Consider the following 24,295-nt stretch of genomic DNA (forward strand, 5'->3'; position numbering starts at 1 on the left):
ACCGCAAAGCGCTGTGACCGAATCGGCGTTCAAGCAGGTGGCGTCAGGAGGCCCGGGTGGTGGAGCCGGTGTTCGATGCTTCTGTGTGTTTGGTGTTTGATCGAACAGGTTTTCACGATATACTTTTAGGTCGCCCTGTTGGTTTAAGAACCAGCATTGTGTGCTTTTTTTGTCTCGGGCGGTTTGTGCTCTGTGCCATATGATTGTTTTGTGAGGACTAAGTGTGATGGATTCGGCTGTACCTGAGCGGCAAGGGTTGTACGACCCTGCCAACGAGCACGATGCCTGTGGCGTCGGTTTTGTAGCACACATAAAAGGCCAAAAAAGCCACACCATTGTCCAGCAAGGGTTGCAGATCCTCAAGAATCTGGATCACCGCGGCGCGGTGGGGGCGGATCCCCTGATGGGGGACGGCGCCGGGATTCTGATCCAGATCCCGGATGCTTATTTCCGTGAGGAAATGGCCAAGCAGGGAGTGGTTCTGCCGCGTGCTGGTGATTATGGTGTCGGTATGGTCTTTCTGCCGAAGGAACACGCTTCGCGTCTGGCTTGCCAGGAAGAAATCGAGCGGGCCGTTCGCCTGGAGGGGCAAGTCGTTCTCGGGTGGCGTGACGTCCCGGTGAATCGTGAAATGCCCATGTCGCCGGCCGTGCGTCAGCGCGAACCGGTAATCCGTCAAATCTTCATCGGTCGTGGTGCCGATGTGATGGTGACCGATCAGTTGGAGCGCAAGCTCTACGTAATCCGCCGCCGCGCCGCCAACGCCGTAATGGCCTTGGGTCTCAAGCACAGCAAAGAGTTTTATCAACCGTCAGTATCGGCACGAACGGTCGTCTACAAGGGGTTGCTCCTCGCCGATCAGGTTGGCGAGTACTATCGCGATCTCATGGATCCGCGTTGCGTGTCGGCGCTGGCGCTGGTTCACCAGCGTTTCTCGACCAATACCTTCCCGACATGGCCGCTGGCCCATCCGTTCCGCATGATTGCGCATAACGGGGAAATCAATACGTTGCGCGGTAACTACAATTGGATGCGGGCGCGCGAAAAGGGAACCTGGTCACCGCTTCTCGGGGCCGATCTCGACAAGATCTGGCCGTTGATTTACCCCAATCAGTCCGATTCGGCATCGTTTGACAACGCGCTCGAATTGCTCGTGATGGGCGGTTTCTCGCTGGCGCATGCCATGATGATGCTGATTCCGGAAGCGTGGGAATCGCACACCATGATGGACGAGAAGCGCCGCGCTTTCTACGAATATCACGCGGCCATGATGGAGCCGTGGGACGGCCCGGCGGCAGTGGCGTTTACCGATGGCCGCCAGATCGGCGCAACGCTGGACCGTAACGGTCTGCGGCCGGCCCGCTATCTGGTGACCGATGACGATCTGGTCGTCATGTCTTCGGAATCCGGTGTCCTCCCGATTCCTGACGAGCGAATCGTCAAGAAGTGGCGTTTGCAGCCCGGCAAGATGTTCCTGATCGATCTCGACCAGGGGCGCATCATCGACGATCTGGAGCTCAAGGAAACGCTGGCGCGCCAGAAGCCTTACCAGGAGTGGCTCTCGCGCATCAATATCAAGCTGGACAGCCTGACGGCTCCCGCGACTTCCGGAGAAGCGAAGTTTGCGGCTTCCCTGCTCGATCGCCAACAGGCGTTTGGCTACACGCAAGAAGACATCAAGTTCATTCTCGAACCGATGTCCAGGACGGGCGAAGAAGCGGTCGGCTCGATGGGCAACGATTCGCCGATGGCAGTGTTGTCGAGCAAGAACAAAACGCTGTTCAGCTATTTCCGGCAGTTGTTCGCACAGGTCACCAATCCGCCGATCGATCCGATCCGCGAGCAATTGGTGATGTCGCTGGTGTCCTTTATCGGTCCCAAGCCGAACCTGCTCGGCATCAACGAAATCAATCCGCCCTACCGGCTTGAAGTCTCGCAGCCTGTGCTTTCGGCGGCGGACATGGTCAAGTTGCGCAATATTTCGTCCTACACGGATGACAAGTTCCATTCGGCCGAGCTGGATATCTGCTATCCGCTTGCCTGGGGTAAGGAGGGCGTCGAGGCCCGTCTTGCATCGCTGTGTGCCGAGGCAGAGGATGCAGTGCAGCGCGGTTGCGGGCTGCTGATTGTCTCCGACCGCAAGATGGACAAGGATCATGTCGCCATTCCCGCGTTGCTTGCGACGTCGGCGGTGCACCAGCATCTGGTGACACAAGGTTTGAGAACGCGTGCCGGTCTGGTCGTGGAAACCGGTGCAGTACGGGAAACGCATCATTTTGCCGTTCTGGCCGGGTATGGTGCCGAGGCGGTGCATCCGTATCTGGCGCTGGAAACGATCCAGGCGATGGCCGGCGATAGCGACGACGAGCGCGAAAAGGCCGCCAAGCATTTCGTCAAGGCGATCGGCAAGGGACTGCTCAAGGTAATGTCAAAAATGGGCATTTCGACCTACATGTCCTATACGGGCGCCCAAATCTTCGAGGCGATCGGTCTTCAGAAGAAGATAGTCGACAAGTATTTCACCGGAACCTCCTCCCAGATCGAAGGGATTGGCGTCTTCGAAGTGATGGAAGAAGCCATCCGCTTGCACAAGCAGGCATTCGGCAGCGATCCGGTGTTGTCGTCGATGCTCGACGCAGGCGGCGAATACGCTTATCGCGCACGTGGCGAAGAGCACATGTGGACACCCGATGCGATCGCCAAGCTCCAGCACTCGACGCGTTCGGGCAAGTATGAGACGTATAAGGAATACGCGCGCCTGATTAACGATCAGTCCAAGGTCCACAAGACGTTGCGCGGTCTTTTTGAAATCAAGGCGGCCGGTCCTGCTGTGCCGCTGGAGGAGGTCGAGTCGGCCAAAGAGATCGTCAAGCGCTTCGCCACCGGTGCGATGTCGCTCGGTTCCATCTCGACGGAAGCGCACAGTACCCTGGCGATTGCGATGAATCGCATCGGCGGCAAGTCGAACACGGGCGAGGGCGGCGAAGATCCGGCCCGCTTCAAGCCGGTCAAGGCCGGGCAGCTGGTTTCCGAGATCGTTGGTGCCGGGCGCATCGAGCACGATTTTGCGCTCAAGGAGGGCGATAGCCTTCGTTCGGCCATCAAGCAGGTGGCCTCGGCCCGTTTCGGCGTGACGGCGGAATATCTGGTCAATGCAGATCAGATCCAGATCAAGATGGCCCAGGGGGCGAAACCGGGCGAAGGTGGCCAGCTTCCGGGCCACAAGGTGACGGAATACATCGGTTTCCTTCGTCATTCGGTTCCGGGGGTCGGCCTGATTTCGCCACCGCCGCATCACGATATCTACTCAATCGAGGATCTGGCGCAGCTGATTCATGACCTCAAGAACGTGAATCCGAAGTCGTCGATCAGCGTCAAGCTCGTTTCCGAAGTTGGCGTTGGTACCGTTGCCGCCGGTGTTGCCAAGGCCAAGGCGGATCATGTGGTGATCGCCGGCCATGACGGCGGGACGGGGGCGAGTCCGCTCTCCTCGATCAAGTATGCCGGCTCGCCGTGGGAATTGGGATTGGCCGAAACGCAGCAGACGCTGGTTCTGAACAAGCTGCGCGGACGCGTGCGCGTGCAGGCCGATGGTCAGATGAAGACGGGCCGCGATGTTCTGATTGGGGCGCTGCTCGGCGCGGACGAATTCGGCTTTGCAACGGCGCCGCTCGTCGTTGAAGGCTGCATCATGATGCGCAAGTGCCACCTCAATACCTGTCCGGTTGGCGTGGCGACGCAGGATCCCTCGCTGCGGCGCAAGTTCGCCGGTCAGCCGGAACACGTGATCAACTACTTCTTCTTCGTCGCCGAAGAATTGCGTGAGCTGATGGCACAGATCGGTATCCGCAAGTTCGACGACCTGATCGGCCGTGCCGATTTGCTCGACATGAAGAAGGGCATTGAGCACTGGAAGGCGCACGGCCTCGATTTCAGCCGTATTTTCCACGGGCCGGCGATCCCCGCGGGCGAGCCTGTGTTGCATTGTCAGACGCAGGATCATGGTCTCGAAAAGGCGCTCGACAACAAGCTTGTTGAACTGGCCAAACCGGCTCTGGAGAGCGGCAAGGCGGTCAGGATCGAGCTGCCGATCCGTAACGCGAACCGCACTGTCGGCACCATGCTTTCGGGGCGTGTTGCCGAGAAATACGGTCATGCCGGCTTGCCTGACGACACCATCCATATCTCCTTCAAGGGAACTGCAGGGCAAAGCTTTGGCGCCCTGCTTGCCCGCGGGGTGACGATGGATTTGCAGGGTGAGGGCAACGATTACGTTGGCAAGGGGCTCTCGGGTGGGCGCATCATCGTCCGTCCGCACCCGGATTTCAAAGGCAGTACGGCTGCCAACATCATCGTTGGCAACACGGTGCTGTACGGTGCGATCGAGGGTGAAGCCTTCTTCGCCGGTGTGGCCGGTGAGCGTTTCGCCGTCCGTAACTCGGGGGCAGCCACCGTTGTCGAAGGGGTCGGGGATCATGGTTGCGAATACATGACCGGCGGCACGGTCGTCGTGCTCGGCATGACAGGGCGCAATTTCGCGGCCGGTATGTCGGGTGGAATTGCCTACGTGTTCGACGAGGAAGGCACCTTCGAGTCGCGTTGCAACATGGCACAGGTGGCGCTGGAGCCGGTTGCGGAGGAGCTCGCTGCGCGGAAGGGAAGCGAAGCGGGCGACGACCTTGAAAGCCATGGGCGCGTTGATGTGCGCCACCTGACCATGTCCGACGAGGCGTTGCTGAAGGGCCTGGTTGAACGGCATGCCCAATTTACCGGCAGCCAGCAGGCGAAACGCATTCTGGAAACATGGGCGACTAGCCGTGAACGTTTTGTGAAGGTCATGCCGCACGAGTATCGTCGCGCGCTCGATGAAATCGCCGCGCAAAAGAAATTGGAGGCAGCGTAATGGGAAAGCCGACCGGCTTCATGGAGTATCAGCGTGTCGCGGAGGGCTATGAGCCCGTAACGGCACGCATCAAGCACTACCGCGAGTTTGTTTTTACCCTGAATGATGCACAGGCGGGCATTCAAGGGGCGCGTTGCATGGATTGCGGGATTCCGTTCTGCAACAACGGTTGCCCCGTCAATAACATCATTCCGGACTGGAACGATCTCGTTTATCGCGGCAAGTGGGAGCAGGCGCTTGAGGTGTTGCACTCGACCAACAATTTCCCTGACTTCACCGGCCGGATCTGCCCGGCCCCTTGCGAGGCCGCCTGTACGCTGAATATCAACAGCGAGCCTGTTGGTATCAAGTCGATCGAGCACGCCATCGTCGACAAGGGGTGGGAGATGGGGTGGATTGCACCGCAGCCTCCGCAGGCCAAAACTGGCAAGAAGGTTGCCGTTGTCGGTTCCGGCCCGGCTGGCTTGGCCGCGGCACAGCAGTTGGCCCGTGCCGGTCACGACGTGACGGTTTTTGAAAAGAACGACCGGATCGGCGGCTTGCTGGCGTACGGCATCCCCGACTTCAAGTTGGAGAAGTCGGTCATCGAGCGGCGCGTCAAACAGATGGAGGCCGAGGGCGTTCGCTTCCGCACGCAGGTGATCGTCGGCTGCGAAAATGTTCCCGCCGGGATCGTCAACGACGCTACGACGTTCATTTCGTCCGAGCAGATTCAGAGTGAATTTGACGCCGTAATTCTGGCGGCCGGTTCCGAAGTGCCGAGGGATTTGTCTGTCCCGGGGCGCGAACTGAAGGGCGTTTATGCGGCGCTGGAGTTTTTGATTCCCCAGAACAAGGAGGTGGCGGGCGGCCCCGCCAATCCGATCAGCGCCAAGGGCAAGCACGTGATCGTGATCGGGGGCGGCGATACCGGCTCGGACTGTGTGGGAACCAGCTACCGTCACGGTGCGGCGTCGGTTACGCAGTTCGAGTTGTTGCCACAGCCTCCCGAGCAGGAAGATAAAGCGGCAACCTGGCCCTACTGGCCGAACAAGTTGCGCACTTCATCGTCGCACCTTGAGGGCGATACAAAGCGCATTTTTTCTGTGGCGACCAAGGAGTTCATCGGCGAGAAGGGCGTGCTCACGGCGTTGAAGACGGTGGACCTTGAGTGGGTTGACGGAAAAATGGCAGAGATTCCGGGGAGCGAGAAAATCGTGCCGGCTGATCTCGTCTTCCTGGCCATGGGGTTCGTCAATCCGGTGGGCGGTTTGCTCGATGCTTTTGGGGTCGAGAAGGACGGGCGCGGTAATGCGCAGGCGACGACCGATGGTGAGGGGTGCTATGCCACGAACGTAAGCAAGGTGTTTGCGGCGGGCGACGTACGCCGTGGGCAGTCGCTGGTTGTCTGGGCCATTCGCGAAGGCCGTCAGTGTGCCCGGGAAGTTGACGCCTTTCTGATGGGGGAAAGTACGCTGCCGCGCTGATCTTTGGCGTCACCGTGTACGAAAAACCCCGTTGTGGTCAGCCATAACGGGGTTTTTGTTTAGAATTGAACCTCACAGTGAGACGACAGGAAGATCGAATGAATATCGTTATTCTCGCCGCCGGTCAGGGCAAGCGCATGCACTCGAATTTGCCCAAGGTGCTGCACCCGCTGGCTGGAAAAGCGCTGGTGGCGCATGTGATCGACACGGCGCGCAGTCTGCAGCCGCAGAAACTCTGTGTCGTCTACGGGCACGGCGGCGATGCCGTGCGATCGGCGTTCGATGCGGCGGACCTCTCCTGGGCGCTGCAATCTCCGCAACTGGGTACGGGGCACGCCGTGCAACAGGCGCTGCCCCATTTGACAGGCGATGGGACGACGCTCGTCCTGTATGGCGATGTGCCGCTTATCCAGGCCGAGACGCTGCGGCGTCTTGTGCTGGTCGCCCAGCATGGCTTGGCGATCCTGACCGTCGAGCTGGCCGACCCTACCGGTTATGGCCGTATCGTGCGCGATGTCGCCGGGAGTGTGGTCCGCATCGTTGAGCAGAAGGATGCGAGCGAGGATGAGCGGCGCATCCGCGAGGTCAATACCGGGATTATGGCGATGCCCACGTCTTGTCTTAGCGAATGGCTGGGCCGGTTGTCGAATACGAACGCGCAGAACGAATACTATCTGACCGATATCGTCGGCATGGCGGTTGTTGCAGGACTGCCGGTTCGCACTTCACACCCACAGCATGAATGGGAAGTTCTTGGCGTCAATAGCAAGATGCAACTCGCAGAACTTGAACGGATTGCGCAGCGGTGCACGGCGGAACGTTTGATGGAACAAGGGGTGCGCCTTGCCGATCCGGCGCGAATCGACGTTCGCGGCCAGCTGGCCTGTGGGCGGGATGTGTTCATTGATGTTAACTGTGTCTTCGAAGGCAGCGTGCTGCTCGATGAGGCCGTCGAGGTCGGACCGAATTGCGTTCTCAAGAATGCGCGGATCGGAGCCGGTACGCGACTGGCGGCATTCACCCATATCGAGGATGCCGTGGTCGGGCCGGATGGCGTGATCGGACCGTTTGCCCGCCTGCGTCCCGGGACCGAGCTGGCCGAAGGCGTGCACATCGGCAATTTTGTCGAAATCAAGAAAAGCCGCATTGCCGCTCATTCCAAAGCCAATCATCTGGCCTATATCGGCGATGCGATTATTGGCAGCCGCGTCAATGTCGGCGCGGGGACGATTACGTGCAACTACGATGGCGTCAACAAGTTCCAGACGGTCATCGAAGACGACGCCTTCATCGGCTCCGATACCCAGCTTGTCGCGCCGGTCACAGTCGGCCGCGGTGCAACGCTCGGCGCCGGAACGACGCTGACCAAGGATGCGCCTCCGAACACGCTGACGATATCGCGCGCCAAGCAGGTTTCTCTTGCGGGCTGGAAGCGTCCCGTAAAAAAAGCTGAAAAGTGAGAGTGGAAGTGACGGGGCTTATGTCGCCCCCAGCTTTCTTTTTCTTGAACTCAATGGATTTTGACCATGTGTGGAATCGTTGCGGCAGTCGCTGATCGAAATATCGTTTCTGTTCTTCTCGAAGGTCTGCGCCGGCTGGAATATCGCGGATACGATTCGGCGGGACTGGCCTTGGTGACGCCAAACGGTCTGCAGCGTCTTCGCGCTGTTGGACGGGTGGCCGAGCTGGAGGCGCAGGTGTCCGCTTCCGGAGCGGCTGGTTCGGCCGGCATTGCGCATACGCGCTGGGCGACGCATGGCGTGCCGTGTGAGCGCAATGCGCACCCCCACGTGTCGGGCGGGCTGGCCGTCGTGCATAACGGCATCATCGAGAATCATGAAGCGCTGCGCGCCCGACTGAAGCAGGAAGGCTACGAATTCACGTCGGATACGGATACCGAGGTCGTTGCGCATCTCGTGGCCGCGGAGCTCAAAAAGACCCCCGATCTTTTCGCAGCGACGCGTGCCGCGATCACCCAATTGCAAGGCGCCTATGCGCTGGCCGTACTGCGCGAGACCGACCCGGATCGCGTCATCGTCGCGCGCGAAGGCTCACCGTTGCTGCTGGGACTTTCGGATCAGGGCAACTACGCTGCGTCGGACGCGTCGGCGCTGCTGCAGGTGACGCGGCGCATCGTGTACCTTGAAAACGGCGATTGTGCTGAATTGACGCGGGATAGCTATCGCATCACCCGAGTCGATGGCACGCCGGTCGTTCGGGACGAAACGGAAAGTCACCTCTCGGCCGATGCCGTGGAATTGGGGCCGTACCGGCATTACATGCAGAAGGAAATCTTCGAGCAGCCGGTGGCGCTGGCCAATACGCTCGAAATGCTCGGCACGGCGCGGAGTATTCAGCCGGGTCTGTTCGGTGCGAACACGGAAGAAGTCCTGAAAGATGTGCGGCAGGTCCTGATCGTCGCATGCGGTACCAGCTTCCACGCTGGTCTGGTGGCTCGCTACTGGCTTGAAGCGATCGCCGGCATTCCATGCAGCGTCGAGGTGGCGAGCGAGTACCGCTACCGCGACTCCGTGCCCGATAGCAATACGTTGGTCGTGACGCTCTCGCAATCCGGCGAGACGGCGGATACCCTGGCGGCGTTGCAGCATGCAAAAGCACTGGGCATGACGAAAACGCTGTGTATCTGCAACGTTCCGGAGTCTTCTCTGGTCAGGGAAAACGCGCTGCGCTTCATTACCCGGGCCGGCCCCGAAATCGGCGTTGCGTCAACCAAGGCCTTCACCACGCAACTGGCCTCGCTTTATCTGCTGACCCTGATCTTCGCCAAATTGCGCGGGCGACTTGCGCCCGAGGTTGAAGCCGCTGAACTGCAAGCGCTGCGTCACTTGCCGGTGGCCGTGTCGAAAGTGCTGGAACTCGAACCGCAGATTCGGGCGTGGTCGGAGCGCTTTGCGATGAAGCAGGATGCGCTGTTCCTCGGGCGCGGCCGGCATTATCCGATCGCACTGGAAGGCGCCCTCAAGCTGAAGGAAATTTCCTATATCCATGCCGAAGCGTATCCGGCTGGCGAGCTGAAGCATGGGCCGTTGGCCCTGGTCGACAAGGACATGCCGGTCATTGCCGTCGCGCCGAACGATGCGCTGTTGGAGAAGCTGAAGTCCAACCTGCAGGAAGTCCGGGCGCGCGGTGGCGAACTCTATGTGTTCGCCGATGCCGACAGCGAGATGACCGATTCGGAGGGCGTGCACGTGCTGCTTCTGCCCGAGCACTATGGTCAGCTCTCCGCGCTGTTGCACGTCATTCCCCTGCAGTTGCTCGCCTATCACGTGGCGTTGGTGCGCGGAACGGATGTGGACAAGCCGCGCAATCTGGCGAAATCCGTGACGGTGGAATAAGGCGGAGGCAGCGCCGGCTCTTTGTGGCGCTGGGGCCTTTATTATCAATGGGAAGGCGTAGCCGGGAGCTTGGCGATGGGTGAATTGCTCGGTCAGCTGGTCGGTTTTGTCAAAGAATACTGGGAGATCCTTGACCTCCTTCTGGTGGTGATCGGTCTGTCGGTCTATGTTGTTGCGTCCCACACGCTGCAACAGCGACGACATCCCTCGGCCGCGATCGCCTGGGTGCTCGGCATCCTGCTGCTTCCCTACATCGTCTTGCCGCTCTACCTGGCGTTCGGCAGCCGCAAGCTGGCCGCGCTGCCCGTCGAGAGGCACGCGCCGCAGCTTGCCTTGCCAAGTCGGCCACTGCTGGCAACAGCACTTCGCTCACAGCAACTCGGCATGGCCATGGGCTTGCCGCAACCCGTTGCCTACGGGAAGCTATCGATTCATGGCGACGGGGCGCAAGCGCTGGAATCCTTGTGTCGAATGATCAGCCAGGCAACAAGGACGCTTGAGGTGTCGACCTTCATTCTGGGGCGCGATGCCGTGGGCGGGGATATCGCGGAAAGACTGAAACAGCGAGCCAGGGCGGGGGTCAAGGTCAGGCTCCTCATCGACGGTGTCGGCATCTACTTGAGCCGTTTGCCGGACATCAAAGGGCTGCAGGCCGCTGGCGTCGAGGTCGTGCGCTTCGTACCGCCGTTCAGATCGCCGAAGCGCGGGCGAACCAATTTGCGCAATCACCGCAAGATGGTGATCGCCGACGGCGCGTGCCTGTGGTGTGGTGGCCGCAATCTTTCCGCCGAGTATTTCGAGGCTGGCAGTTCCTTGCGATCGATTCTGTCGGGGACGCCCTGGGTCGACCTCACCTTTGACGTTGAAGGCGCGATCGTTGATCAAGCCCGGTCATTATTTGACAAGGATTGGGCGTTCGCCACCGAGCAAGCAGCGCCTTTGCCGCAAAGTCCGCTCCTCGGCGCGGGTGTCGGTTGTCTGGCTGAAAGGGGAGCGCAGGTGGTTGATAGCGGCCCTGACCGTGTGGACGATACGATTTTCACTTTGCTGGTCTCCGCATGTTTTACCTCGCAACGGCGCATTCTTGCCGTGACGCCTTATTTTGTTCCCGAGCCGTCGCTGCTTACCGCGATGACGCTTGCCGCCAGACGCGGCGTCGTCGTTGATTTGGTATTGCCGGCGCGTTCCAATCATCGACTTGCGGACGTTGCACGTCATCGTTCTCTGCGGGATCTCGTTTCGGCGGGCGCGCGCGTTTGGTTGCATCCGGCCATGATTCACGCCAAAGCCGTTGTGATTGACGATGAGTTGGCGCTCGCCGGATCGGCGAATCTGGATGGGCGGAGCCTGTTCCTGAATTACGAGATGATGATCGCTTTTTACGATAACGAGGCTGTGCGGGGCTTTGCATCGTGGGTCGGTGCCCGTCTCCGCGAATCGAAACCCTATCACCCGGTGGTACCGAGTTTGTGGCGAGAGATAGCGGAAGGCTTGATTCTCTGGTTGGCGTTTCAGTTATGAGGATTTGTTGCGCAGCCTTCTCCAAGAAGGGTTCCCCCGTCTTTCCTGCGGACGCGTCCTCCGGGCGCCGTATCCGCACGAGGTGGTATGGAAAAACTTGCGGACGAATCGCATGAAGTGCTTGTAAAATAGGCGTTTTTGTCGCGCGTGAAGGTGTTTCTGCTTGGCGTGCCGGTTGTTGCGCTTTGGCGTCAGTTTGGGTGGATAAGGAGTTGTTAATGGTTTCAGATGTTGCGCTCGCGAACGCGATTCGCGTGTTGGCTATGGATGGCGTTCAAGCCGCTAATTCAGGGCACCCCGGTGCTCCCATGGGAATGGCGGAAATTGCGGTGGCGCTGTGGGGGCGGCATCTTCGGCACAATCCGGCGGATCCCAAGTGGGTGAATCGGGATCGTTTCGTCCTTTCGAATGGGCATGGCTCGATGCTGCTTTATGCCCTCCTGCACCTGACGGGCTACGACTTGCCGCTGGATGAGCTAAAGCGCTTCCGTCAACTGCACAGCAAGACACCGGGACATCCGGAATATGGCCATACTCCCGGCGTCGAAACGACAACGGGGCCGCTCGGGCAAGGCATCAGCAACGCAGTAGGGTTTGCGTTGGCGGAAAAATTGCTGTCGGCCGAATTTAATCGCGAGCAGTTCCCGATCGTCGATCACTACAGTTATGTTTTCCTCGGCGACGGCTGCATGATGGAAGGGATTTCGCACGAGGCTTGCTCGCTTGCGGGAACCTGGAAGTTGTCAAAGCTGATCGCGTTCTATGACGATAATGGCATTTCCATTGACGGACATGTCGAGGGCTGGTTTACCGACGATACGCCCAAGCGTTTCGAGGCGTATGGCTGGAATGTCATTCGGGAGGTGGATGGGCACAACGCGGATGCCGTTGATCGGGCCATTCAGGCGGCGAAGTCGCAGAATGAAAAGCCGACGCTGATTTGCTGCAAGACAGTCATCGGGAACGGTTCGCCAAACAAGGCCGGTACTCACGATGTGCATGGCGCTCCGCTCGGTAAGGATGAGGTGGCGGCTACCCGTGCGGCACTGGGTATCGCCGGGTCGGCGTTTGAAGTTCCCGAAGCGGTGCGTATCGCTTGGGATGGGCGTGAAGTAGGCGCCCGCGCGCAGGCTGAATGGGAAAAGTTGTTTGCGGAGTATCAGCGCTCCTATCCGGAGTTGGCGAGCGAATTCGAGCGACGGATGAAGGGTGAGTTGCATCCGGCCTATGTGGAGGGCGCTGGAGCTGCTCTGCAGGAAGTTGCGGCCAAAGGCGAAGCGGTGGCAACGCGCAAATCGTCGCAAAATGCCATCCAGGCCTTGGTCCCGTTTGTGCCGGAATTTGTCGGAGGCTCGGCCGATTTGGCGCCTTCCAACTTGACTCAGTGGAAGGGATGTCGCGCCATTCGACCGGAGGCAATGGGGGAGGGCGGTAACTATATCCATTATGGCGTGCGCGAGTTTGGCATGGCGGCCATCATGAATGGTTTGGCCTTGCACGGCGGGTTCAGACCTTATGGCGGTACTTTCTTGATGTTCTCGGAATATGCAAGAAATGCCATAAGGATGGCCGCGCTGATGCGCATTAATCCGATCTATGTGTTTACTCATGATTCTGTTGGGGTGGGCGAGGATGGGCCGACTCACCAACCGATCGAACAGACGGCAACGCTACGCATGGTTCCCAATCTGGACGTTTGGCGGCCTTGCGATAGCGTTGAAACTTTCGTTGCATGGCAATGCGCCATTGAGCACACTTGCTCCCCGACCGCGCTTATTCTCTCCCGGCAGAATCTGCCGCACCAGGGACGTAGTGCCGGGCAGATCGATGCTATTCGTCGTGGCGGCTACGTTTTGAAGGAGGCTGTCGGCGAGTTGCAGGCGGTGATTGTTGCCACTGGCTCCGAGGTTGCTCTGGCCATCTCGGCACAAGAGATGCTGGCGCAAAAAGGGATTGGTGTACGTGTTGTCTCGATGCCATCGTGTTTTGCCTTTGATCGGCAAGATAAGGAATATCGGGATTCCGTATTGCCTCGGGGTGTTCCGCGAGTTGCGGTGGAGGCTGGTGTGACGGGATTCTGGCGCCAATACGTAGGCCTGGATGGGGCTGTCGTCGGGATCGATCGCTTTGGCGAGAGTGCGCCAGCGAGCCAGGTGTTCGAATATCTTGGTGTTACCGACACCAAGGTTGTTGACGCGGTGCTGTCCGTTTTGCCGGCCTGATGGCGAGCGCCTAGTTGCTCCTTGTATGAAGCCCGACCCGCGCGTCGGGCTTTTTTTGGCCCGTCGAAAAGCCTATTTTTTGGGGGCGATATGTTCGTGTTTGATGCTTCTGGTCGATGATGAATTGGTTGTTTGCATATGTTGCCCTTGGGCTGTTTACCGGTCTGTCCGCAGGCATGCTGGGCATTGGCGGTGGGCTGGTCATGGTTCCCGTGTTGGCGATGATTTTTGCTTCCCAGAGCAGTTTTCCTTCTGGTGACGTTTTGCATCTAGCCCTCGGGACATCTGCCGCGACAATTTTGTTTACGTCTCTTTCTAGCCTGAGAAGTCATCATCAGCATGGCGCGGTCATTTGGAAGATTGTTGCGCAGATTTCGCCCGGAATTCTCTTGGGGACTGTGTTTGGCGCATCTCTTGCGTCGGCTGTTCCTGCCGAACCGCTCGCCGTTATCTTTGCGTGCTTTGTATTGTTTGCTGCTGTGCAAATGGTGTTCAATTTGAAGCCGAAACCCAATAGGCAATTGCCGGGGCGGATCGCTGTTGTTGCCGTTGGGGGAGCGATCGGTTGCATTTCAGCGCTCGTGGCTATTGGTGGCGGAGTGCTGACGGTTCCTTTCTTGACGTTTTGTAATGTCAAAATGCAAAAGGCGATCGGAACGTCCGCAGCGGTCGGCTTCCCAATCGCCTTGGGCAGCACTCTGGGATATGTGGCAAATGGGTGGGCGCGCTCGGGGCTGCCCGAGTGGTGCCTCGGGTTTGTTTACCTGCCGGCCTTGGCTTGGATGGTTCCTTGCAGCATGTTAATGGCGCCTGCAGGGGCGAAGTGCACCCACAAGTTGCCCGTTGTCGTATTGAAACGCATCTTTGCAATCTTCTTGGTGTTGCTGGCAACAAGGATGTTGCTGCGACTGATCCCCTAGTCGGCGGTTCGATGTATCTGTTATTGTGGAGCACGTTTCTCGTCGATGGGATGGTGATGGCGAGAGCCCCGTTCGCAAGAGTTGCTGGCTTTACATGATGAATGGTTGTTGCTAGCATCTGGGAAAAGAATTTTAAAACATACGCTAAGTATCAATTTATTAAGGGTTTTTCCGGGGGTGGCGTTTTGCAGCTTGATCTTGCGTTTCTTAATCCTAAAGCCCGTTCACTGATCGGCCTCGATATCAGTAGTTCGGCGGTGAAAATGGTCGAATTGGCGGGTGATGCAAGAAATGGCTATCGCGTTGAGCGATATGCGATTGAAGTGTTGCCCCGAGACTCGGTGTCGGACGGGAATATTGCCAGCCTTGAGGCTACCGCTGAGACGGTGCGTCGTGCTTGGAAGAAAATGGCGACGGCCACTCGGAGTGTGGCCGTCGCGTTGCCTGCCTCGCATGTGATCACCAAGAAAATAATCGTGGCGACGGGGCAGCGAGAAGATGAAATTGAAGTATTGGTCGAATCCGAGGCGAATCAGTACATTCCATTCCCGCTGGATGAGGTGAATCTTGACTTTCAGGTAATTGGCCCGGCACCTTCATCGCCTGATGAAAGTGAAGTCCTGATCGCGGCATCGCGCAAAGAAAAAGTCGAGGACCGCGTTGCCGTGGTCGAGTCTGCCGGTTTGAAGGCTGTTGTTGTCGATGTCGAATCTTTCGCTGCGCTGTCTGCCTTTTCGTTGGTAGAGCGCCAGTTGCCCGGTGGGGCGAAGGGGAAAATTGTCGCCCTGATCGATGTCGGTGCAAATGCTATGGGGCTGACTGTCCTGAAGGATGGGCAGCAGCTTTACAGTAGAGAGCAAGCCTTTGGCGGAAATCAACTAACCCAGGATGTCGCACGGTTGTTTGGTATGTCATTTGAAGAGGCGGAACTTGAGAAGCGCCGAAATAATTTGCCGGAAAATTATGAGAGCGAGTTGCTAAAGCCTTTTGTCGAGAACATGGCGCTCGAGGTCTCGCGAGCATTGCAGTTTTTCTTTACATCGACTCAGTTCAGCGAGGTTGATCACATTGTGTTGGCGGGCGGGTGTGCGGTTCTGCCGGGGGCTGACGAGGCCGTGGCTTTACGTACCCAAGTTGATACGGTTATTGCGAATCCGTTTGCCGAGATGGCGCTTTCCGAACGTGTTCGTGCAAGAAACCTCCTCATGGACTCGTCTTCGTTGATGGTGGCGTGTGGTCTTGCGTTGCGGAGGTTCGACGAATGATACGCATCAATCTTCTCCCGCATCGCGAGGAAAAGCGCAAAGCCAGGCGGCAGCAGTTTTATTCGCTGCTTGGAATGGTTGTGGTGCTTGGTGTGCTCGTCGTATTCCTTGGGTTTTCTGTGATTGGCGGCTATATCTCGGCTCAAGAGTCGAAAAACCAGTTTCTTAAAAAGGAAATAGCGCTACTCGATAAGGAAATTGACCAGATCAAACGCCTCAAGGAGCAAACACAGGCTCTGCTGGCTCGCAAACAGATCATCGAATCTCTTCAGCAGGATCGTGCCGAAGCGGTTCGGTTGTTAAGCGAAATGGCTAAGCAAATGCCGGAAGGCGTCTATCTTCGTTCGATGAAGCAGGATGGCCGTAAAGTTTCGTTGAGCGGCTATGCCCAATCGAACGCCCGGGTTTCGACGTTGATGCGGAATATTGAAGCGTCAGAATGGCTGGAAAGGCCTGAGCTGGTCGAAATCAAAGCGGTTTCCGTTGAGAAGCGCCGGTCGAACGAATTCAACATGACTTTGTTCCTTAAAGGAGAGGTCAAGGAAGAAGGAGGGGCAAAGTGAGCGGGGCGGAAAAAGTCAGCTTTGACATTAAATCCATTCTTGATGAATTTCAGGGGTTAAATGCGAAAGATGTCGGGGCTTGGCCTGCCATCCCGCGGTTTGCCGCGCTCGTATTTGTATTGATCCTGGTATTGTTGGCGGGCTGGTGGTTCGTTTGGAGTGATCAGCTGAGTGAACTTGGCGCGCGTGAGCAGGAAGAAGTCAAATTGAGAGAAGAGTTCGTTGCTAAAAAAACGCAAGCGGTCAATCTCGATTTGTATACGCAGCAACTTGCTGAAATAGACCGTTCTTTTGGCGCCTTGCTCAAACAATTGCCAAACAAGGCGGAGGTCGAGTCTTTGCTGGTTGAAATAAATCAATCTGGAATGGGTAGGGGGTTGCAGTTTGAGCTATTTAAGCCAGGTCAGGAAACCATTAAGGAGTTTTATGCTGAACTACCGATAAATGTCCGCCTATCGGGTGGCTATCATGATTTCGGTGCGTTTGCTGCGGATATTGGCGCTTTGTCGCGAATAGTTACGATGAATAATGTTTCTATAGCACCTAATCAGCAGGCTAAGGATGGCTCTCTCGTCTTGGATGCGGTAGCAAAGACATTCCGTTACCTTGACGAAGAGGAGGTCGCGGCTAGAAAGCGGGCCGAAAAGGCCGCCAAGGCGTCAAAGGGTAAGAAATGAGAAAAATTGCGCTTCTATTGACGCCTCTTGTCTTGGTTGCGTGTTCTGCCGGAAATGAACACGAGGATTTGCGGCAATGGATGAACGAGGTATCCAAAGGAATAAAAGGAAAGATCCCGCCTCTGCCGCAGGTTAAAGTTTATGAGCCGAGTCCTTACGATGTCGCAAATCTGCTTGAGCCGTTCAGCTCTTCAAAAATAAGTTTGGAAAGAAAAAAAGGGTCGGCTGGCGGTGTTCAGCCCGATCTGGATCGACCGCGAGAGCCGCTTGAGTCATATCCGCTCGAATCATTGAGATATGTTGGGGTGATGTCGAGAAACAAGTTGTCGTATGCAATTATTCAAGCGGACGGAGTACTTCATCATGTGAGGGTGGGTAATTACATGGGGCAAAATTTCGGTGTCGTGACAAGAATTTCGGAGACTGAGGTTGCTTTGAAGGAACTCGTTCAGGATGCGGCGGGGGATTGGGTTGAAAGGGAAAGCAAATTGCTGCTTCAGGAGCAGGAGGTAAAAAAATGAACAAAATCGCACGGTATTTGATTGGCCTGGTGGGCTCTTTTTTTGTCGTAGCTGCTTTTCCAATTGACGCCCAAGAGCGACAAAACGCAATTGAAGCAATTGCGGTGGTGCAACAAGGTGGTGTGCTCAACGTCAAATTGTCTTTTAAGCAGCCGCTAACCGCGTTACCCCCTTCGTTTAGTGTTGCCAACCCAGCCAGGATTGTTTTGGATTTTGCGGATACTGTTAATGGTCTCGGAAAAAATTCCCAGTCTTTTAATGAGGCGGAGTTGAAGAGTGTTAATGTGGTGCAAGCTGAAGATCGTACCCGCGTTGTGCTTAATTTAAATCGGGGAATGCTTTATGAGCAGACGATTGATGGAAAGAATCTATTGCTCGCCCTCACGGCTTCTAGTAACGCGGGTGAGTTTCCTTCTCGCTTAGAGCATTTCTCGCAGCCTTCCGCAATCCAATCGAACGCAGTGAATGTCCGAGATATCTCGTTCCGGCGCGGGAAAGATGGGGAGGCGAGAATTACGGTGGAACTTAGTGATCCAAACGCCGGGATTGATATTCGCCAGCAAGGCCAGAATCTATTGGTCGATTTTCTCAAGGTCGGTGTTCCTGAGGTGCTGAGAAAAAAACTCGACGTGACGGATTTCTCAACGCCGGTGGTTTCGGTCAGTACTGTCCAGCAAGGTGTCAATGCGCGCATGACCATCTCGCCGCGTGGATTGTGGGAGCACAATGCCTATCAGACAGATAACCTTTTTGTCATTGAGATTAAACCGGTTATTGAAAACCCGAATAAATTGGTCCAGGGAACACGTGGTGGATATCAGGGGGAGAAATTATCGTTGAACTTCCAAAATGTGGAGGTTCGGCGTTTGCTACAGGTGATTGGCGAATTTACCGGGATGAATATCGTGGTCAGCGATTCTGTTGGCGGAGCGATTACTCTTATTCTTAAAGATGTGCCGTGGGATCAGGCGCTGGATATCATCCTCCAGCAGAAAGGCCTCGATATGAGGAAAAACGGCAACGTGATTTTGATTGCGCCGCGAGAGGAAATTGCCACTAAGGAAAAGCTGGAGTTCGAGTCAAAGGCGCAAATCGGAGATCTGGAGCCTTTGCATACCGAAAGCTTCCTGATGAATTACATAAAGGGTGCGGATGTAAAGAAGTTGCTGTCGGACTCGAAGCAGACACTTTTGTCGAAACGCGGCAGTGCCTTGTTGGACGAACGGTCAAATATGCTTTTTGTCCAAGATACCCCGAGCCGGCTTGATGATGTTCGGGCAATGATAGCCAAGATCGATATTCCTGTTAGGCAGGTTCTGATAGAGGCGCGAATCGTTGAAGCCGGTGATTCATTCTCCAAAAACCTCGGGGTACGTTTAGGGACGGGAGCTCTTACAAAAACAACGACTAAAGACTCGAATACCGGAGAGATATCGAGCACATACACGAAGGAAACAGAGTTGGGGTGGATTAACTCTACCCAGACAACAGGGGGGTTGGGAAGTGTCAATTTGCCTGCATCGTCAATTTCTGGGACCTCAGCTGCTAGCTACGCACTGACCCTCTTTGATGGAAAAATGTCTAGATATCTGGATATTGAAATTTCTGCTTTGGAGGCTGATGGCCGCGGGAAAGTGATATCAAATCCACGTATTATGACCACAAATCAGGTCGAAGCCATTATTGAGCAGGGCGTGGAAATTCCATATCAACAAGCAACAAGTTCTGGTGCGACGAGCATTGCATATAAAAAAGCCAATCTTTCTCTGAAAGTGAAGCCGCAAATTACTCCTGATGGCAAGGTTACGATGTCGCTTGATATTAATAAAGATACGCCCAATACGTCTCTATCTACCGGTTCTGGATTGGCCATTGATACCAAGCATGTCAAGACAGAAGTTCTTGTCGAGAATGGTGGTACTGTTGTTATTGGAGGTATCTATACGCAAGAGAAGAGTACCTCGACCTACCGGGTTCCGTTACTTGGCGATCTTCCGTATCTTGGCTGGTTATTTAAATCAACCGAGTGGGTTGATAATAAGACTGAACTGCTTGTTTTTATTACACCAAAGATAGTTTCGGACAATTTGGCTGTAAGGTAGGTGATGCGCGCTTCGGGTGATGACAGGCCGGACGGAGAAGGTCGTTGGGCGCGGTAAGTCATTACCTCATCGAGGCTGGCGGCAGTTTGGCGTGACCGGAAAATGAGCGGCCAGCGTTTGTAGATGATCTGCGCTGTTGCATGACTCGCGCGAGGCTGAGTTTTCGTGGCTCCGGGCAAGTGTGTTTCCGCGCACTATGGCACTGGGCTCTGGTGTCGAGATGGGGAAAGCGGTGAAGCACGGTCGTGCGTACGTGTAGTTCGACAGCTTGCTGATAAAAGTCGCGAGCGAGAATTTCCAACAAAATCGTTTTGCAGTGTCGGGCGACTTATCTTCGACTGCGTGGTTTGGATGCGCAGATCCCTATTCTTCGTTGGTTTGATACCCGGTGCGCGTCAAGGTAGTTGTTGCCTCGTTCATGCAGCCAACTGCTGAAGAAGCTTGTCTTCCGAATGCGCGTTGACGATGCTCGACGTTGTACCAATGTACGAAGCTGTGCGCCCAGGCGCGAGCGTAGTCGAGTTCGGCAAAGCCTTTGGCCGGAAACTTGCGACGGTATTGGGCGGTGCGAAACAGCGATTCCGCGTAAGCGTTGTCATCGCTAGCCCGGGGTCGAAAATATGGGGGGTGACGCCCAACCAGTTCAGCATCGCCAGCACTGTCGTGGCTTGGAGCGTCAAGCCGTAGTCACCATGCAAGACGGGCTTGCTGTTCAGTGCGGACAATGGCCTTTGTCCAACGCGGTGCGGCGCAGCAGATGCGCCGCACGATCGGCGTGATCGCAGTCATGCACCTCCCCGCCGACAATTTCGCGGCTATACAGGTCGAGGATGAGGTGGAGGTGAAACCATCGGCCCTGGATTCTGGCCGGCAGATACGTCATGTCTCAGCACCAGGCCGGCGGTATGCGTGGTCGGTGGCCGCCGCCGAGCAGCCTATCGGTCGCCTGCCAGCGCTGAAGGGTACGCAGATCGACGTCGGCCATAGCGCTATCGCTCGATTTTTGAATTCTCTCAGGCCATGCCATTTTCATTCTTTAGTGCCTCGGGGTATGTTTTATTGAGGCGAGAACTATTTTGATGCGGATGGCGGTTGAGCAGGGTAATTGTCGGAATTTTCGGGGCGGGTAGTTTATGATGACCATTGTCATCAGTGCTTGGGCTGGAAAACTCAGCTAGTCTGCACGACTAAGAGGTGGTGTCATTGTTTTAGTAGCTCCCACCAGTCGTGCAGCCTTCGCAAAGCATCCCGCTGAATGCTTGATTTCAGCGGGAGCAGACTCTTACGTAAAACTTCTAAACAGGTACTCGCGGATCAGTTCAAGTTTTTCTGGCGTCTTGTCGCCGAATTTCTCGAACCATTCCTTGCTTCCGTTCAATTCGCTGATCCACGCGTCTCTATTTATTTTTGTTACGTCCTCAAATTCCCTTTCGGAAAAATCTGTGTCCGTCCAGTCTATGTCCTCGAAGCTGGGCATCCATCCAAGAGTGGTTTCTGCTGCTTGAGCGGTTCCTTCGCAGCGACCAATGATCCACTTCAGGATGCGGGCGTTGTCGCCGAAGCCTGGCCAAGCGAATTCACCTTGTTCATTGGTTCTGAACCAGTTGACCAGGAAAATGGGGGGGATATCAGCAACGGCATTTTTCATGTCAAGCCAATGGCTGTAATAGTCCGCCATGTTGTAACCGCAAAATGGGAGCATGGCGAACGGGTCGCGACGCACAACACCTTGGGCGCCGAAGGCGGCGGCCGTCGTTTCAGAGCCGAGTGTGGCGGCTGAAAAAACGCCGAAATCCCAGTTGAAGGTTTGGCAAACGAGGGGGATGGTGGATGCACGACGCCCCCCGAAGATGAACGCCGAAATCGGAACGCCTTCGGGGTTTTCCCAGTTGCCGTCAATGCTCGGGCATTGAGAAGCTGGCGAGGTGAAGCGCGAGTTCGGGTGAGCTGCTTTTGTACCCTTGGCTTTGCCGATTTCTGGGGTCCAGTCGTTGCCCTGCCAGTCAATGAGGTGTTGCGGGGCGGGGGCCATGCCTTCCCACCACACGTCGCCGTCGTCGGTGAGGGCGACGTTTGTGAAAATTGTGTTTTCGGAAAGCGAGGCCATGGCATTGAAGTTGGTCTTCTCGTTGGTGCCTGGGGCAACGCCAAAAAAACCGGATTCGGGATTGATTGCAAAGAAGCGGGTTTTCCCGTCTTTGTCTACTCTAGGCTTGATCCAGGCTATGTCATCCCCGACGGTGGTGATCTTCCAGCCGTTGAGCCCTTTCGGGGGGATCAACATGGCGAAATTTGTTTTGCCACATGCTGACGGGAATGCGGCGGCGACGTAGTGTTTTTTTCCTTCTGGAGATTCGACGCCAAGGATGAGCATGTGTTCCGCAAGCCAGCCCTGCTCGCGGGCCATGCTGGATGCAATGCGCAATGCCAGACATTTTTTTCCGAGAAGTGCATTGCCACCGTAACCTGACCCGTAGGACCAGATTTCACGTGTTTCTGGGAAGTGAACGATGTACTTTGTCGTCGGGTTGCATGGCCAGCGGGTTGTGTCTTTTGCGCCAGGCTCCTTTGGCGCGCCAAGCGAGTGTATGCAGGGGACGAAGCTGCCGTTTGTGCCAAGTTCAAGGGCCGCATCTCTGCCCATCCGGGTCATGATGCGCATGTTAACGGCAACGTAGGCGCTGTCAGTGATTTCAACGCCAATTTGCGCAATCGGCGAGCCAATTGGGCCCATTGAGAAAGGGATTACATACATCGTTCTCCCTTTCATGCATCCCTCGAACAAACGCTTCAGGGTTGCCCGCATTACTTGCGGGTTTTCCCAGTTGTTTGTCGGGCCGGCATCTTCCTGTTTTTCAGAGCAGATAAAAGTCCGGTCCTCTACGCGGGCGACATCTGAAGGGTCTGAAAACGCTGCAAAAGAATTCTTGCGTTTTTTTAGCTTGATAAAGGTTCCGGCTTCAACGAGTTCGTTGCAGAGACTGTCGTATTCCTCTTGTGAGCCATCAAGCCAAACGATACGATCAGGCGAGGTCAAGGTGGCGATTTGTGCTACCCACTGCTTTAGACCTTCATGCTTGACGTAGTCAGGGGCATTGATGGAAAAGGTTTCTCTCATAGCAATACACTCTCTCTTGGGGCGTTTTGGAACTGGTTTGTCAGGAGGGCGATAAAAGCAATTTGACTGTGAACTGCCGATATGAAAAGAGCAGGGCTCTTTTGTATTCGGTAGGCTTACGGTGTAATTTTAGCATAATAAAATCACCGAATTTATGCACGGACCGATATGTTAAATGCGTAGCCCTTGGTTTTTGCTCTCGCGGCATTTGTTGATTTGGTGTTTTTGGGTGGTAGACTTTTGTGTTTTGCGCAATAAGCTGTCGTTAGGAGGTGGCAATGAAGAGAAGCTTGCTGAATGTTGTTGTGCCGATTGTGTTGGCGTTAGGCGTCTTCTTCTTGCCGGTCGATACCTCCTCTGGCGCAGAGTCGAATAAAAAGGTTCTTGCTGCTAAAGATGCGCCCAAAAAGGGTGTGGCAAAAGGCAAGCAGAAGACCTCTACGGCAAAAAAAAAGACGGTGGCGAAAGCCGGGCAAGTTAGTAAGCGTAGCGTAGCTGCGTCGGGGAAAGCAAAACGACAGAAACGGACCGCGGCGACCAATGCCAGAAGTGGTCCCGGCGCCGAGCAAAAATTATCAGTGCAGTCGGGTTTTGCCTTTGTGTTCGATCAGGGGGCGGGCGAAGCTCTGTATCAGAAAAATGCCGGCGCCGTGGTGCCGATTGCGTCAATTACCAAACTAATGACGGCGATGGTGGTGCTTGATAGTGCGCCGAATTTGCAAGCTCCAATCACCATATCGGAAAACGATGTCGACTATCTGCGCGGAAGCCGTTCCAGGTTGCCCGTTGGGACCGTGATTGGCCGTGAAACGGCGCTGCTGCTAGCTTTGATGTCCTCTGAAAATCGGGCTGCCCATGCGCTGGCCCGCCACTACCCCGGAGGGTTGCCGGCATTTCTTGGTGCGATGAATGCGAAGGCGCGGGAGTTGGGGATGAGGGATACGCATTTTGAAGATCCGACCGGGCTGACTAAAAATAACGTATCTACAGCCCGTGATTTGGCTCGAATGGTGGCGGCTGCGCAGCGCTACCCGTTGATCAGGGAATTTTCGACGACGCCGGAAGCTTTTGTCGAGGTTAGTGGACGTCAAATGGCATACCGGAATACCAATCCCTTGGTAAAGAGCGCAGCGTGGGATGTCGGGGTCTCAAAAACGGGGTACATACAAGAGGCTGGGAAATGCCTAGTGATGCAGGCGCGCGTCGCTGAAAAGCCAGTCGTGATCGTGTTGCTCGACTCGGCAGGCAAGGAGACGCGGGTAGGGGATGCGAACCGGATCAGACGGTGGATGGAGCATGCTTTTGCCGCGCGCAAGGCGGCGACGCACGCGCAGATAAGGCGTGGAGAAGGGGTTTGATCGCGTCCTATGAGTTTTCATTGCTGTAAAAGCATTTACTCGGGGTTGTCTTTCAGGTTGCTCCAAAGCGGTTTTCTATGAGAGCACTGGTTCAGCGGGTCGCAATGGCCCGTGTGGAAATCTCTGGCCAGATTGTGGAGGTGATCAGAGCCGGATTGCTCGTTTTGTCGGGGAGCTTGATCGTGAATTGGATATTCAAGTTCAGACTGACGTATTTGGGGCCGACATGGATGTCCATCTGGTCAATAGCGGCCCGGTGACAATCTTCATCGATTCCAAAAATCCTGACTGAAGCCAGTCTGC

Annotated in this window: 15 protein-coding genes and 1 pseudogene; 14 read left to right on the top strand and 2 right to left on the bottom strand. The window is 56.0% G+C overall.

The window, feature by feature from the left end; genetic code table 11:
• The first annotated feature begins 226 nt into the window (after window positions 1-226).
• The 12 genes from GH659_RS04755 to GH659_RS04810 all read left to right on the top strand — a co-directional run bounded on the left by GH659_RS04755 (window position 227) and on the right by GH659_RS04810 (window position 19,516).
• Window positions 227-4,903: a glutamate synthase-related protein gene (locus GH659_RS04755; protein ID WP_153109636.1), complete on the top strand. Its 4,677-nt coding sequence runs from the start codon at window positions 227-229 to the stop codon at window positions 4,901-4,903.
• Window positions 4,903-6,369 carry a glutamate synthase subunit beta gene (locus tag GH659_RS04760; protein ID WP_153109638.1) on the top strand — a complete coding sequence of 489 codons (1,467 nt, stop codon included), beginning with the start codon at window positions 4,903-4,905 and terminating at the stop codon, window positions 6,367-6,369. The genes GH659_RS04755 and GH659_RS04760 overlap by 1 nt, the downstream gene beginning before the upstream one ends.
• A 98-nt stretch (window positions 6,370-6,467) precedes the next feature.
• The gene (glmU, locus tag GH659_RS04765; protein WP_153109640.1) at window positions 6,468-7,829 is read left to right on the top strand and encodes a bifunctional UDP-N-acetylglucosamine diphosphorylase/glucosamine-1-phosphate N-acetyltransferase GlmU; all 1,362 of its coding nucleotides are present in this window, start codon (window positions 6,468-6,470) and stop codon (window positions 7,827-7,829) included.
• Between the two features lie 66 nt (window positions 7,830-7,895).
• Window positions 7,896-9,725, top strand: coding sequence for a glutamine--fructose-6-phosphate transaminase (isomerizing) (gene glmS, locus GH659_RS04770; protein ID WP_153109642.1), 1,830 nt, complete (start codon window positions 7,896-7,898; stop codon window positions 9,723-9,725).
• Between the two features lie 75 nt (window positions 9,726-9,800).
• Window positions 9,801-11,246, top strand: a complete 1,446-nt coding sequence (locus tag GH659_RS04775) for a phospholipase D-like domain-containing protein (RefSeq protein WP_153109645.1) — start codon at window positions 9,801-9,803, stop codon at window positions 11,244-11,246.
• Window positions 11,247-11,464: 218 nt separating this feature from the next.
• Window positions 11,465-13,468, top strand: coding sequence for a transketolase (gene tkt / locus GH659_RS04780; RefSeq protein ID WP_153109647.1), 2,004 nt, complete (start codon window positions 11,465-11,467; stop codon window positions 13,466-13,468).
• A 116-nt stretch (window positions 13,469-13,584) separates the two neighbouring features.
• Window positions 13,585-14,388, top strand: a complete 804-nt coding sequence (locus GH659_RS04785; protein ID WP_211364102.1) for a sulfite exporter TauE/SafE family protein — start codon at window positions 13,585-13,587, stop codon at window positions 14,386-14,388.
• 101 nt (window positions 14,389-14,489) lie between these two features.
• Window positions 14,490-15,653: a pilus assembly protein PilM gene (locus GH659_RS04790; RefSeq protein WP_211364103.1), complete on the top strand. Its 1,164-nt coding sequence runs from the start codon at window positions 14,490-14,492 to the stop codon at window positions 15,651-15,653.
• Window positions 15,650-16,216, top strand: coding sequence for a PilN domain-containing protein (locus GH659_RS04795; RefSeq protein WP_153109649.1), 567 nt, complete (start codon window positions 15,650-15,652; stop codon window positions 16,214-16,216). The genes GH659_RS04790 and GH659_RS04795 overlap by 4 nt, the downstream gene beginning before the upstream one ends.
• Complete coding sequence (locus tag GH659_RS04800) at window positions 16,213-16,893, top strand: type IV pilus inner membrane component PilO (protein WP_153109651.1); 681 nt, start codon at window positions 16,213-16,215, stop codon at window positions 16,891-16,893. Before GH659_RS04795 ends, GH659_RS04800 begins: the two co-directional genes overlap by 4 nt.
• Entirely contained in the window at window positions 16,890-17,414 is a 525-nt protein-coding gene (locus GH659_RS04805; protein WP_153109653.1) for a pilus assembly protein PilP, read from the top strand. Before GH659_RS04800 ends, GH659_RS04805 begins: the two co-directional genes overlap by 4 nt.
• Window positions 17,411-19,516, top strand: coding sequence for a type IV pilus secretin PilQ (locus GH659_RS04810; protein WP_153109655.1), 2,106 nt, complete (start codon window positions 17,411-17,413; stop codon window positions 19,514-19,516). Before GH659_RS04805 ends, GH659_RS04810 begins: the two co-directional genes overlap by 4 nt.
• Before the next feature lie 462 nt (window positions 19,517-19,978).
• Here the strand turns inward: GH659_RS04810 and GH659_RS15015 are convergent.
• Window positions 19,979-20,402: pseudogene (locus GH659_RS15015) on the bottom strand (integrase core domain-containing protein); the annotation flags it as partial.
• A 396-nt stretch (window positions 20,403-20,798) separates the two neighbouring features.
• Entirely contained in the window at window positions 20,799-22,634 is a 1,836-nt protein-coding gene (locus GH659_RS04825) for a phosphoenolpyruvate carboxykinase (GTP) (RefSeq protein ID WP_153109659.1), read from the bottom strand.
• A 278-nt stretch (window positions 22,635-22,912) separates the two neighbouring features.
• On the opposite strand from GH659_RS04825, the gene pbpG reads away from it, so the two are divergent.
• Both pbpG and GH659_RS15020 read left to right on the top strand, forming a co-directional pair.
• Window positions 22,913-23,992, top strand: coding sequence for a D-alanyl-D-alanine endopeptidase (pbpG, locus tag GH659_RS04830; RefSeq protein ID WP_153109661.1), 1,080 nt, complete (start codon window positions 22,913-22,915; stop codon window positions 23,990-23,992).
• A gap of 154 nt (window positions 23,993-24,146) precedes the next feature.
• Window positions 24,147-24,284 (top strand): D-aminoacyl-tRNA deacylase, encoded by a 138-nt coding sequence (locus GH659_RS15020; RefSeq protein WP_281349710.1) that lies wholly within the window; start codon window positions 24,147-24,149, stop codon window positions 24,282-24,284.
• Window positions 24,285-24,295: the final 11 nt, after the last annotated feature.

It is taken from the genome of Propionivibrio limicola, assembly GCF_009469695.1.
In the GTDB taxonomy this organism is placed as follows: domain Bacteria; phylum Pseudomonadota; class Gammaproteobacteria; order Burkholderiales; family Rhodocyclaceae; genus Propionivibrio; species Propionivibrio limicola.

Bases quoted from the DNA above. Each gene is read 5' to 3' on its own strand.
- tkt (WP_153109647.1), top strand. From the start codon at position 11,465: ATGGTTTCAGATGTTGCGCTCGCGAACGCGATTCGCGTGTTGGCTATG.
- GH659_RS04785 (WP_211364102.1), top strand. From the start codon at position 13,585: ATGATGAATTGGTTGTTTGCATATGTTGCCCTTGGGCTGTTTACCGGT.
- GH659_RS04825 (WP_153109659.1), bottom strand. From the start codon at position 22,634: ATGAGAGAAACCTTTTCCATCAATGCCCCTGACTACGTCAAGCATGAA.
- GH659_RS04790 (WP_211364103.1), top strand. From the start codon at position 14,490: ATGGTTGTTGCTAGCATCTGGGAAAAGAATTTTAAAACATACGCTAAG.
- glmS (WP_153109642.1), top strand. From the start codon at position 7,896: ATGTGTGGAATCGTTGCGGCAGTCGCTGATCGAAATATCGTTTCTGTT.
- GH659_RS04760 (WP_153109638.1), top strand. From the start codon at position 4,903: ATGGGAAAGCCGACCGGCTTCATGGAGTATCAGCGTGTCGCGGAGGGC.
- GH659_RS04795 (WP_153109649.1), top strand. From the start codon at position 15,650: ATGATACGCATCAATCTTCTCCCGCATCGCGAGGAAAAGCGCAAAGCC.
- GH659_RS04805 (WP_153109653.1), top strand. From the start codon at position 16,890: ATGAGAAAAATTGCGCTTCTATTGACGCCTCTTGTCTTGGTTGCGTGT.
- pbpG (WP_153109661.1), top strand. From the start codon at position 22,913: ATGAAGAGAAGCTTGCTGAATGTTGTTGTGCCGATTGTGTTGGCGTTA.
- GH659_RS04775 (WP_153109645.1), top strand. From the start codon at position 9,801: ATGGGTGAATTGCTCGGTCAGCTGGTCGGTTTTGTCAAAGAATACTGG.
- GH659_RS04755 (WP_153109636.1), top strand. From the start codon at position 227: ATGGATTCGGCTGTACCTGAGCGGCAAGGGTTGTACGACCCTGCCAAC.
- GH659_RS04810 (WP_153109655.1), top strand. From the start codon at position 17,411: ATGAACAAAATCGCACGGTATTTGATTGGCCTGGTGGGCTCTTTTTTT.
- glmU (WP_153109640.1), top strand. From the start codon at position 6,468: ATGAATATCGTTATTCTCGCCGCCGGTCAGGGCAAGCGCATGCACTCG.